This window comes from Kribbella sp. NPDC048837 (assembly GCF_055586945.1).
Genome location: NZ_JBVJHF010000003.1, coordinates 747,056 through 758,694, shown reverse-complemented (window position 1 = coordinate 758,694; position 11,639 = coordinate 747,056). Strand labels below are relative to the sequence as shown.

The 11,639-nt window shown below is 68.4% G+C and carries 10 protein-coding genes; all 10 read left to right on the top strand.

Features of this window, described 5'->3' with window-relative positions; all coding sequences use genetic code 11:
* The first annotated feature begins 49 nt into the window (after window positions 1-49).
* The 10 genes from ACZ6O0_RS19190 (at window position 50) to dapB (ending at window position 11,638) form a co-directional block, all read left to right on the top strand.
* Window positions 50-694, top strand: coding sequence for a TetR/AcrR family transcriptional regulator (locus ACZ6O0_RS19190; protein WP_465766257.1), 645 nt, complete (start codon window positions 50-52; stop codon window positions 692-694).
* A 79-nt stretch (window positions 695-773) separates the two neighbouring features.
* The gene (locus tag ACZ6O0_RS19185; protein ID WP_465766256.1) at window positions 774-2,156 is read left to right on the top strand and encodes an FAD-binding oxidoreductase; all 1,383 of its coding nucleotides are present in this window, start codon (window positions 774-776) and stop codon (window positions 2,154-2,156) included.
* 150 nt (window positions 2,157-2,306) lie between these two features.
* Complete coding sequence (locus ACZ6O0_RS19180; protein ID WP_465766255.1) at window positions 2,307-3,302, top strand: ATP-binding cassette domain-containing protein; 996 nt, start codon at window positions 2,307-2,309, stop codon at window positions 3,300-3,302.
* Between the two features lie 282 nt (window positions 3,303-3,584).
* Window positions 3,585-5,165 carry a peptide ABC transporter substrate-binding protein gene (locus tag ACZ6O0_RS19175; protein WP_465766254.1) on the top strand — a complete coding sequence of 527 codons (1,581 nt, stop codon included), beginning with the start codon at window positions 3,585-3,587 and terminating at the stop codon, window positions 5,163-5,165.
* Window positions 5,162-6,088 carry an ABC transporter permease gene (locus tag ACZ6O0_RS19170; protein ID WP_465766253.1) on the top strand — a complete coding sequence of 309 codons (927 nt, stop codon included), beginning with the start codon at window positions 5,162-5,164 and terminating at the stop codon, window positions 6,086-6,088. The genes ACZ6O0_RS19175 and ACZ6O0_RS19170 overlap by 4 nt, the downstream gene beginning before the upstream one ends.
* On the top strand, window positions 6,081-6,977 hold the full coding sequence (locus ACZ6O0_RS19165; protein WP_465766252.1) for an ABC transporter permease: 897 nt from the start codon (window positions 6,081-6,083) through the stop codon (window positions 6,975-6,977). The genes ACZ6O0_RS19170 and ACZ6O0_RS19165 overlap by 8 nt, the downstream gene beginning before the upstream one ends.
* On the top strand, window positions 6,974-7,978 hold the full coding sequence (locus tag ACZ6O0_RS19160) for an ABC transporter ATP-binding protein (RefSeq protein ID WP_465766251.1): 1,005 nt from the start codon (window positions 6,974-6,976) through the stop codon (window positions 7,976-7,978). The genes ACZ6O0_RS19165 and ACZ6O0_RS19160 overlap by 4 nt, the downstream gene beginning before the upstream one ends.
* A complete protein-coding gene (locus ACZ6O0_RS19155; protein ID WP_465766250.1) occupies window positions 7,978-8,994 on the top strand; it encodes an ABC transporter ATP-binding protein in 1,017 nt (338 codons plus the stop codon). Before ACZ6O0_RS19160 ends, ACZ6O0_RS19155 begins: the two co-directional genes overlap by 1 nt.
* Before the next feature lie 18 nt (window positions 8,995-9,012).
* Window positions 9,013-10,845 (top strand): hypothetical protein, encoded by a 1,833-nt coding sequence (locus ACZ6O0_RS19150; RefSeq protein ID WP_465766249.1) that lies wholly within the window; start codon window positions 9,013-9,015, stop codon window positions 10,843-10,845.
* 46 nt (window positions 10,846-10,891) lie between these two features.
* A complete protein-coding gene (gene dapB / locus ACZ6O0_RS19145) occupies window positions 10,892-11,638 on the top strand; it encodes a 4-hydroxy-tetrahydrodipicolinate reductase (protein ID WP_465766433.1) in 747 nt (248 codons plus the stop codon).
* Window position 11,639: the final 1 nt, after the last annotated feature.

The following is an 11,639-nucleotide window of genomic DNA, read 5'->3' as shown; positions in this document are numbered from 1 at the left end:
TCTAGTGGATCACTAGAGGGACACTCTAGTCAACTGATAGGCTGAGGCCATGAACCCCTCGGCCGGCCCGGCCACCTCGAGAGCGGACAAGGCGCGCGCCAACCGGCGCCGGATGCGTGCGGCGGCGCTGACGCTGTTCACTGAGCGCGGGTACGCCGCGACCTCGATGCAGGCCATCGCCGACGAAGCCGGCATGGCGGTGCAGACGCTCTACTTCACGTTCCGCACCAAGAGCGCACTGCTCAAGGAGATCCTCGACGTCGCGGTCGCCGGCGACGAGGAACCCGTGCCGACCCTCGAGCGGCCGAGGGTGCGGGCCGCGATCGCCGGCCCCGATCCGGTGCTGCAACTGCGGGAGCTGGCGCGGCTGTCCCGCGAGATCTACGAACGCGTCGCACCCGTGCTCCAAGTGGTCGCCAGCGCCGCGTCCGCCGACTCCGACCTGGCGGAACTGTGGGAGACGAACAACACCCAGCGCGCCGTGGTCATGGCGGAGTTCATCGGCGCTCTCGCGGCGAGAAATCCACTTCGCGACGGCGTCGACACGGCCACGGCGATCGACATCGCCCTCGCCTTGCAGAGCCCCGAGATGTACCAGTACCTCACCATCCGCCGCGGCTGGAGCCCCAGCCGGTGGGAGCAGTGGACAGCCGACGCACTGATCACGCAGTTGCTCCCCATCACCGGATCCTGAGGACCTCGACAGCCCCCGTGACTCGGGAGCACACTGGCCGGTGACAGCGACCTGGGGGACTCGGGGGCGGGAGCTGGTCATGAGCACTATTACTTCGGAGATTCAGGCACTCGGTGCGGACTTCCGTGGGGAGCTGATCCATCCGGGCGAGCCGACGTACGACGAACACCGGAAGGTCTGGAACGGGTCGATCGACCGCAGGCCGGGGCTGATCGCCCGGTGTACCGGGGTCGCCGATCTCCGGTCGGCGCTGGCGTACGCGCGTCGTACCGGTGGGCCGGTCGCGGTCCGGGGAGGCGGGCACAGTTTCCCCGGCCACTCGACCTGCGACGGCGGCATCCTGCTGGATCTCTCGCTGTTGAAGGGCATCCGGGTCGATCCGGTACGACGTACTGCCCGGGCGCAAGCCGGTGTGCTGCTCGGTGAGCTGGACCGCGAGACCCAGGCATTCGGTCTCGCCACCCCGTCGGGGATCGTGACGCATACCGGTCTGGCCGGTCTGACGCTGGGCGGCGGGATCGGGTGGCTGATGCGCAAATACGGGTTGAGTATCGACAACCTGATCTCGGTCGACGTGGTCACTGCCGAGGGCGAGCTGGTCACCGCGAGCGAAGACGTCAACGCGGACCTGTTCTGGGGCATCCGTGGTGGCGGCGGGAACTTCGGCATCGTCACCGAGTTCGAGTTCCGGCTGCACCCGGTCGGCCCGATCCTGTACGCCGGTCTGGTGGCGTGGCCGATGGAGCGGTCGCCGGAGTTCATGCGCTTCTACCGCGACTGGATCACCGACGTACCCGACGAGCTGACCACCGCGGTGATCCACCGATGGCTGCCTGCCACACCGACGATCCCGACCGAGTTGCAGGGGCGCCCGGTGGTGGCGGTCGTCGCCTGCTACGCCGGACCGGTCGAGGACGGCGAGAAGGCGGTGGCGCCGCTCAAGGCGTTCGCGCCGCCGCTGCTGGACACGGTGACACCGAAGCCGTACCTGGAACTCCAGTCGATGCTCGACCCGAGCTTCCCGCACGGCCGGTGGTACTACATGCGGGCGTGTGACGTCGCCGAGCTGACCGACGACGTGATCGACATCGCGGCCGCCCGCGGTCTCGCGATCGACTCGCCGTACACGGCGTACCCGATCTTCCACCTCGGCGGCGCGATCTCCCGGGGGCCCGCGGACAGCACGGCGTTCGGCGGGCGGGGGAACGGGCACACGATCAACTTCGTCGGGGTCACGCTCGGCCCGGACGGCTTCGAGGAGCAGCGCGAGTGGGTCCGCGACTCGTGGCGCGCGATGGAGCCGCACCAGTCCGGCGTCTACGTCAACTTCCTCACCGACGAGGGCACCGACCGGATCCGCTCCGCCTACGGCGCCGCGACGTACGACCGCCTGCAGACCCTGAAGCGGAAGTACGACCCGGGCAACCTCTTCCACCTGAACCAGAACATCCCGCCCCTGTGAGGGGGTACCGTCGATCTCGTAGTCGCGTCACCACGTGATCTGCCTCTGGATTCCTCGCCGAACGGAATCGCACGCACTTGACGGCCCGACGTGAACCGCGCTGAGACCCTCAGCGCGGCTCCGGCCTGCCTTGCGTGAAAGAGGATCCCCGTGCTGCTTCCGCTTCAGGACGCCGTCCGCACCGCCCGCGATTCCCTGTCCGACGCCGTCCGGGTCACCCCCGGCTGGCTCCTGCGTGGTCACCGAGCTCGAAGCCAGTCAGGCGGCGACGGAACCGATGAGCGGGGTCGCGTCGCCGCCGGTCTGGTCACTGCCTTGCTGTTCGGGGGCGCTCTGCTGGCGCTGGTTGCGGGCGGTGCCTCCGGGGGAGCGGCCGCCGCCGCGGTCGTCGGAACCATCTCCGGACTGAACGCGATTCGCTTGTGTGGTTACGCTTTCGGCTCCATCGTCACCGCGGCACCGCAGGACCGGCGGTACCGTCGCTTCGTCGGCAGTGTCCCGGTGACGCCGCCGCAGCGCGTCGTGCCGGACGTCGAATCCGTTGCCCTCGACAACGTCAGCTTCAGCTATCCGGGCGCGGCCGGGCCGGCGTTGCGCGGAGTCTCGATCGAGGCCCGGCGGGGTGAGATGGTCGCGCTCGTCGGGGTGAACGGCGCGGGGAAGTCCACGGCGGTCAATGTGCTGGTCGGTGGCCTGAGCCCGGATTCCGGTCGGGTGCTGATCGACGGGCGCGACGCGGCTTCGGATCGTGACGTCCGGGCCGCGTTGGCGGACACTTTCGCCGCGGACTTGCGGCTCGACACGCAGTTGGGTCAGCAGTGGGGCGGCACCGGGATCTCCGGTGGGCAGTGGCAGCGGCTCGCGCTGGCCCGGATCCACCTGCGCAACGCCGGCGTCTGGATCCTCGACGAGCCCACCTCGGCCATCGACGCCGAGGCGGAGCGCGAGATCTTCGCCGGGTTGCGCCGTACCAAGGACACCCGCGTCACGATCGTCGTGTCGCACCGGGCCTGGACCTTGCGGGAGATGGACCGGATCTACGTCATCGACGACGCGTCGGTGGTGCGGTGCGGGACGTATCCGGAGCTGATGGCGCAACCGGACGGCCGGTTCGCCCGGCTGTTCGCAGCCCAGGACGCGTCCTGAGTGCGCACTTGTGTGCATACAACAGTTTTGGCCGAAATCTGACCTGACGTCTGATGACTCAGGACGGTTATGTGATTAAGGTAGGCCGGTTCTGCCGCATCGCTGGCTGGTCGTCTGAGGTCTTAGGAAAGTAACGCTCACGTTACGCGCCGCCGCTTTGTGCCTGACAACGTTGACATGCGCAGTTTCGACCAGCCACGATGACGCTTGATCCGCCCGCCTAGCGGCCCTCCCGCCGAGGAAGTTGGTTTGACTGTGCGACGTCTGACTGGGGTTGTGGGGGTGGCACTCGGTCTCGCACTGGTGCTCGCCTCCTGTGGTGACGGGAAGTCCGGAGGTAGCTCCGGCGGTGGTGCGAAGAGCGAGGTGATCGCGATCGCCGCCGACCCGCTGGAGTACATCAACCCGCTGAACGAGAACGGCAGTCCGGGGATCCAGGTCGCGATGGCGATGTTCGCCCCGCTGGTCACCACCGACCCGAACTCGGGCAAGCTCGAGAACGTGATGGCCGACTCGGTCACGCCGGACAAGACCAGCCAGACCTGGACGATCAAGCTCAAGCCCGGCAACACGTTCCAGAACGGCCAGCCACTGACCGCGAAGGACTACGTGGACAGCTGGAACATGACCGCGCAGGGCTCGAACGCCTGGAAGAACAATGGCTTCTTCTCCAAGGTCGAGGGGTACGAGGCGCTGAACCCGCCGACGGCGGACGGTGCCACCCCGAAGCCGACCGCGGTGAAGACGCTGAGCGGCCTGAAGCAGGTCGACGACCTGACCTTCACGGTCAAGCTCAAGGTGCCGTTCTCGCAGTTCGGCCTGACCCTGCAGTACCTCGGCCTGGCCCCGCTGCCGGAGGAGGTGCGGAAGAACCCGGACGCGTACAAGCGCAAGCCGATCGGCAACGGCCCGTACAAGCTGGCCGCCGACTGGAACGCCGGTGACGACATCAAGCTGGCGAAGTGGGACGGCTACAAGGGCCCGAACGCGCCCGAGGCGGACTCGATCACCTACCGGTTCATCCCGAACGCGGACACGGCGTACAACGAGTTCCTGGCCGGCAACGTGGACTTCACCGACGTGCCGTCGACCAAGGTGCAGAGCTTCAAGACCGACGCCCCGGACAAGTGGGTGACCAGTGTCAGCTCCGGCGCGAACTACCTGGTCTTCCCGGCCTGGGACCCGCGCTACAAGAACCCGAAGCTGCGGCACGCGTTCTCTGAGGCGATCGACCGGAAGGCGTTCGCCGACCTGGTCGGCCTGTCCGAGCCGGCCAAGGGCCTGATCGCGCCGGACATCGCCGGCTACCGCGACAACGCCTGCAAGTACTGCGATTTCGACGCGACCAAGGCCAAGCAGCTGCTGCAGGAGGCCGGCGGCTTCTCCGGCACGGTCAACATCAGCTACAGCACCACCTCCGCGACCGGTCAGATCTTCGCCGAGGCGATCGGCAACATGCTGCGGCAGAACCTCGGCCTGACCGTGAAGTACACCGGCAAGCAGGGCTCCGAGATCACCGAGCTGGCCGACACCCGCAAGCTGGACGGTCTGCGGTTCGGCGGCTGGGGTCACGACTACCCGTCGATCGAGGACTACCTGACCCCGATGTTCAAGTCCAACGGTGACGCGAACTTCGCCGGCTACAACAACCCGGCGCTGGACGCGATCCTGGCCAAGGGCGACGCCGAGCCGGACCAGGACAAGGCAATCAAGCTGTACCAGCAGGCCGAGGACATCGCGCTCGAGGACATGCCGCTGATCCCGCTGTACACCAAGTCGAACGCCTACCTGCACTCGGACAAGATCGAGCCCAGGGTGTCGAAGTACGTCGGGGTGTCGGCGCTCTACGCGACGTTCAAGTGATCCGGTTCGTCCTGCGCCGCGTGCTGGCGGCGGTCCCGATCGGGCTGATCGTCACGCTGGGGGTCTTCGCGCTCGTCTTCGCGATGCCCGGAGACCCCCTGCGGGAACTGGCCGGCGACAAGCCGATCCCGGCCGCCGTGCTGGCGGCCAAGCGGGCCCAGTTCCACCTCGACGATCCGTTCATCATCCAGTACCTGCTGAGCATGAAGGACATCCTCACCGGCCATTTCGGGACCACGTTCGCGGGCGCGGACATCGCCGACCAGCTCCGGCTGCGGATCCCGGTGACGCTGAAGCTGACCCTGCTGGCGAACGCGTTCCAGTGGACGCTGGGGCTGTTCTTCGGGATCTACGCCGGCTTCAAGCGGAACGGGCTGATCGACAAGTCGTTGCTGCTGGCAACACTGGTGCTGCTCGCGGTGCCGGGGCTGGTGGCGTACTTCGCCGCGCAGTACCTCTTCGGCGTCGAGCTGAAGTGGTTCCCGGTGTCGGGCGTGCTGGAAGGGTTCCCGCGCTCGTACCTGCTGCCCGCGCTGGTGATCGGCGTCCTCGGGTTCGCCGGTCTGGCCCGGCTGATGCGGACGTCGATCGTGGAGACGGTGAACGCCGACTTCGTGAAGACCGCCCGGGCGAAGGGACTGGGGGAGCAGCGGGTGCTGTGGGCGCACATCCTGCCGAACGCGCTGCTCCCGATCGTCACCTTCATCGGGATCGACCTGGCCGGGATGTTCGGCGGGGCGATCATCACCGAGAGCATCTTCAACCTGCCCGGGCTCGGCCAGTTCATGTTCCAGGCCATCAAGCTGAAGGAGGGTGGCGTCGTGGTGCTGCTGTCGACGCTGGCGTTCATCTCGTTCATCGTGATCAACCTGCTGGTCGACCTCCTGTACGGCGTCCTGGATCCGAGGGTGCGCAATGTCTGAGATCCAAGCTGTTGTCGGTGCCGAAGCCCAGGAGCTCGGCGACGGCCGCACGCTGTCGAACCGGGAGCTGCTGCGGGCGCTGCTGCGCAAGCCGCAGTTCGTCGGCTGCAGCCTGTTGCTGGTGCTGTTCTTCCTGATGGCCGCGGTGCCGAAGCTCTTCACGTCCGCCGATCCGCGCTTCTGCGAGTTGGCGAAGAGCCGGCAGAGCCGGAGCCCGGGACACCCGTTCGGGTTCGACATCCAGGGCTGCGACTACTTCGCCAACGTGATCTACGGCGCCCGCCCGTCCGTGCTGGTCAGCATCTGCGCGAGTTTCGGCGTGTTCCTGCTGGCCGGGACGTTCGGGTTGCTGGCCGGCTACTTCCCGGGCTTCGTCGACGGCCTGATCTCCCGGACCGCCGACGTGCTGTTCGCGGTACCGGGCATCGTGGTGCTGATCGTGATCCTGAACTCGGTCCCGAACCGCAGCATCTGGATCATCGTCGGCGTCATCCTGCTGATCGGCTGGCCGGGCGGCATGCGGTTGATGCGGGCCACGGTGTTCTCGGTCCGCAACCGCGAGTACGTGCTGGCGGCCCGGTCGATCGGCGTACCGCCGGTGCGGATCCTGCGCAAACACGTGTTCCCGAACGCGATGGCGCCGCTGCTGGCGATGACCACCCTGGGCATCGGCGGCATGGTCGGCCTGGAGGCCGCGCTGACCTTCCTCGGCGTCGGGCTGCAACCGCCGTCCATCTCGTGGGGATCGCAGTTTGGCGTCGCGGCGTCGTACCGCGATACGCCGCACCTGTTCATCTGGCCGGCGTTGTTCATCTCCACGATGACGATCTCGTTCATGATCATCGGCGACTCGATCCGGGACGCCCTCGACCCGAAGTTGCTCCGATGACGAAAAACACTGGTGAAGTACTGCTCAAGGTCGACGACCTGACCGTCGAGTTCGAGACGCCGCGCGGCCCGGTGCGGGCCGTGGACGGGGTGTCGTGGCAGGTGCGGGCCGGGGAGACGCTGGCGATCCTGGGGGAGTCGGGGTCGGGCAAGAGCGTGTCGACCCAGGCGCTGACCGGGATCCTGGAGATGCCGCCGGGCCGGATCGTCTCGGGTACGGCGGAGTACCGCGGTGCGGACCTGATCGGGATGACCGTGAAGGAACGGCGCAAGATCGTCGGCGACCGGATCACCATGGTGTTCCAGGACTCGCTGTCGGCGCTCAACCCGGTCCAGTCGGTCGGCACCCAGATCGCCGAGTGCTACCGGGTGCACCGCGGGATGTCCAAGCGGGACGCGCTGAAGCGGGCCGCGGAGATGCTCGACCAGGTCCGGATCCCGGCCGCCGCGAAGCGGGTGCGCGACTTCCCGCACGAGTTCTCCGGCGGGATGCGGCAGCGGGTGATGCTGGCGATGGCGCTCGCTCTCGATCCCGACGTACTGATCGCGGACGAGCCGACCACGGCCCTCGACGTCACCGTGCAGGCGCAGATCCTGGAGCTGATCGCGGAACTGCAGGCCGAGCGGCACATGGGGGTGGTTCTGATCACCCACGACCTCGGCGTGGTGTCGGACGTCGCGGACAACGTGGTCGTGATGTACGCCGGCCACGTGGTCGAGCGGGCGTCCACCGCGGAGGCCCTGGAGTACCCCGTTCATCCTTATACCGAAGGGCTTCTGGGCTCGATGCCGTCGGCGGACCTGAAGGGTCAGGAGCTGCCGACCATCCCCGGTACGCCGCCGTCGCTGCGGGCGATCCCGTCCGGGTGCGCGTTCCGGACCCGGTGCCCGCACGCGATCGACGACTGCGCCCACGAGGTGCCCCCACTGCTGACTGTCGGTCCGGGGCGGGATGCCGCGTGCCTCCGGCGGACGTCGATCGCGGAACGAGAGGCGGTCTGATGGCCGAAGAGTTGCTGGTGGCAACGAATCTGGTCAAGCACTACGACATCAGCCCGGCGCTCAGCTTCGGCACGAAGACGCTGGTCCGGGCGGTCGACGGCGTCGACCTGACACTGCGCAAGGGCGAGTCGCTCGGCATCGTCGGCGAGTCCGGCTGCGGGAAGTCCACGCTGGTCCGGTTGCTGGCCGCGCTGGAGAAACCGACGGCCGGGCAGCTGTCGTACGGCGGTGTCGACGTGAGCAAGCTGAAGGCCCGGGAGCTGCGGCGCTGGCGTCGCAACGTGCAGGTGGTGTTCCAGGACCCGTACTCGAGCCTGAACCCGCGGATGCGGGTCGGCGAGATCGTGGCCGAGCCGCTGGAGGTCCACCCGGACGTCTCCAGGGGTACGGACCACCGGTCCCGGGTGCGCGAGCTGCTCGAGCTGGTCGGACTGCGCGCCGAGGACGAGACGAAGTTCCCGCACCAGTTCTCCGGCGGCCAGCGTCAGCGGATCGGGATCGCGCGGGCGATCGCATTGAACCCGGATGTGCTGCTGTGCGACGAGCCGGTGTCCGCGCTGGACCTGTCCGTCCAGGCCCAGGTCGTGAACCTCCTCATGCGCTTGCAGCGTGAGCTTGGTCTCAGCATCATCTTCGTCGCCCACGACCTGTCCGTGGTCCGGCACGTCGCGGACCGGGTCGCGGTGATGTACCTGGGCAAGGTCGCCGAACTGGGCGAGCACCAGCAGGTGTACGACGTACCCGCGCACCCGTACACGCAGGCGCTGCTGTCCGCCGAGCCGGGCCTGGCCAGGCAGGGCCGGAAGCGGATCGTGCTGGCCGGTGACCCGCCGTCGCCGGTGATGCCGCCGTCCGGTTGCCGGTTCCACACGCGCTGCCTGCGGGCGGAATCCCGCTGCGGCAGCGAGGAGCCGCAGTTGCGCGAGATCCCGTCCGGCCAGACCGTTTCCTGTCACTTCGCGGAGGATGCCCAGGCCGCCTACACGCCAGCCTGGACAGGGTCGGCTGTGGAGTGATGGCCTAGGGTTGCCGCCGTGAGTGCAATCCCGATGACCCCGAAGAACAGGCAGTTCGTGCTGCTGATCGGGGTCATCGTGGTCGCGGGCGGGCTGTCGGCGTGGTGGATCCTGACCGCCGGACGGGCCGCCAACGAGGGTTTCGACATCACCGACGAGGGCTACTATCTGCTCTCCTACCGGTGGTGGGACAGCAATCCGCTGGCGCTGACCGGAGTGCAGTACCTGTACGGCCCGGTGTTCGAGTGGCTCGGGTACGACATCGTCCGGTTGCGGTTGTTCCGGCTGCTGACGGTGGTCGTCGTCCATCTGCTCTTCGGGTTCAGCTTCATGCGCTGGCTGCGCGGCCGGCGGCCCGGGGCGGCGCCGACGAAACTGTGGGAGCTGGCCGGGATGGCGGTCATCCTGGCGGCCGGCGGGATGTGTTACAGCTGGTTGCCGCAGTCACCCGGTTACAACGATGTCGTTCTGCTCGGTGCGCTGACGCTGGTGTCGTGCGTGCTGTGGATGGCGACAGCGGTCGATCGCGGCCGGCCGGTGCCGTTCTGGCTGCCGCTCGCGGCCGGTCTCGTCATCGGTGTGATGGTGCTGGCGAAGTGGACCTCGGTCGTGGTGATCGGCCTGATCGTGGTCACCGCGGTCGTCGTCCTGGCCGGTCAGGGCCTGCGGACCGTTGCCCGGGGCATCCTTTTCGCCGTCGGCGGGCTGGGGCTGGCGGCGCTGGCCGTGCAGTTGTTCGTGGTCCGGCTGAACGTCGCGGTGCCGGGGATCCTGACCGTGAACAGGTTCATCGCGGGAACGTCGTACTCGCCGACGGAACTGCTGCACTTCTACTGGAGCAGTGGTCTGGACCTGCTCGGACGGACGCTGCGCGCTCACGGGCTCCTGCTGATCGCGGTCGCCGTCGCGGTGATCGGCCGCTGGCGCTGGGTGCGCTTCGCCGCCGCCGCGCTCGCGCTGGTCGCCCTCGTCCTGTCGGTACGACGGGTGATTGTCGACGGTGCCGCACTCGGTGGATCACAGCACACCGCGGACTACGCGGTCACGCTGCTGGCCGCCGTACTGGTCGCTGTAGTGGCGGCCGCCGTCGCGGTCGTCGCCGGGCGGGTCGGAGTGACGGATCGCTCGCTGCTGAGCTGTGAGAACGTGCGTGGCTGGGTGATCCTCGGGCTGCTCGTGGTGCTGCCGATGATCCAGGCGTTCGGGACGAACACGCCGCTCTACACGATCGGCTTCAACGCGTTCGCCGCCTGGGCCGCGGTGATGATCGCGGTGGTGACCGGCATCTGGGCGACGCCGGTCCTGGCCCGCGTGACGGTGGGGATCGTCACCGTGGCATCGCTGGTGGCGGCGACCTCGATCGCCTACACCGGTCTGTTCCGCTACCCGTACCGATCGGTCGGGCATGCGGAGCTGACCGCGCCGGCGACCCAACCGGCGTTGAAAGGGCTCTATCTGCTGCCCGCCGCCGAGAGCAACTTCACCGAGCTGGCGACCCGGCTCAAGCCGTACACCGGAACCCCCGGCCGGCCGATCCTCGCCTTCGACAAGATGGCCGGCCTGGTGCTGATGCTGCAGGGCAAGCCGCTCGGCGAGGCGTGGGTCGCGCCGAAGGAGCGGGCCCGGACCGCGGCCGGGATCGAGGAGGTCTGCCGGGACGGCCGGCCGTGGCCCCCGGACCGCCCGCCGGTCATCATCCTCAACCGGCAGATCTCCGACGTCGAGACCACCGCGCTGCAGGCCTGCGGGCTGGACTTCCAGGCCGACTACCGGCTGCTCGCGCCGAAGCAGCAGACGATGGACGTCCAGGTCTGGGTGCCCGCGGGCGAGGGGCCGACGAAGACCCCCTGACCGGATGAGATCCTGGTGCCCTCGATCTCCAATCGGAAGGGTGCGCATGATCAAGGTCGGTGTGCTGGGGGCCAAGGGCAAGATGGGCGCTCAGACGTGCCTCGCCGTGGAGGAGTCCGCCGACTGCGAGCTGGTTGCCCGGCTCGACCAGGGCGACAAGCTCGAGCAGCTGACCGAGGCCGGTGCGCAGGTGGTGGTGGACTTCACCCGCCCCGAGGTGGTGATGGACAACCTGGCCTGGTGCATCGAGCACGGCATCCACGCCGTCGTCGGCACCACCGGCTTCGACGACGAGCGGCTGGCCACGCTGCGCTCGCAGCTGGACGCCAGCCCGGGCACCGGCGTACTGATCGCGCCGAACTTCTCCATCGGTGCCGTCCTGATGATGCAGTTCGCCGCCAAAGCCGCGCGGTACTACGAGTCCGTCGAGATCGTCGAGCTGCACCACCCGGACAAGGTGGACGCTCCGTCCGGGACAGCCCGCCGTACGGCGGAACTGGTCGCCGCCGCCCGCCGGGAGGCCGGGGCCGGCCCGATCCCGGACGCGACCACCACCGCGCTGGACGGCGCGCGAGGTGCGGAGGTCGACGGGATCCGGGTGCACGGGGTCCGGCTGCGCGGCCTGGTCGCGCACCAGGAGGTCCTGTTCGGTGACGAGGGGGAGACGCTGACGATCCGGCACGACTCGATGGCGCGGGTCTCGTTCATGGCCGGCGTCCTGCTCGGCGTCCGCCGGATCGTCGACACGCCCGGCCTGACCGTCGGCCTCGAGCACTTCATGGACCTCGCCTGAC

What these genes read in the sequence shown, in the direction of transcription:
- ACZ6O0_RS19190 (WP_465766257.1), top strand. Translation starts at nt 50, where the DNA reads ATGAACCCCTCGGCCGGCCCGGCCACCTCGAGAGCGGACAAGGCGCGC.
- ACZ6O0_RS19185 (WP_465766256.1), top strand. Translation starts at nt 774, where the DNA reads ATGAGCACTATTACTTCGGAGATTCAGGCACTCGGTGCGGACTTCCGT.
- ACZ6O0_RS19165 (WP_465766252.1), top strand. Translation starts at nt 6,081, where the DNA reads ATGTCTGAGATCCAAGCTGTTGTCGGTGCCGAAGCCCAGGAGCTCGGC.
- ACZ6O0_RS19160 (WP_465766251.1), top strand. Translation starts at nt 6,974, where the DNA reads ATGACGAAAAACACTGGTGAAGTACTGCTCAAGGTCGACGACCTGACC.
- ACZ6O0_RS19155 (WP_465766250.1), top strand. Translation starts at nt 7,978, where the DNA reads ATGGCCGAAGAGTTGCTGGTGGCAACGAATCTGGTCAAGCACTACGAC.
- dapB (WP_465766433.1), top strand. Translation starts at nt 10,892, where the DNA reads ATGATCAAGGTCGGTGTGCTGGGGGCCAAGGGCAAGATGGGCGCTCAG.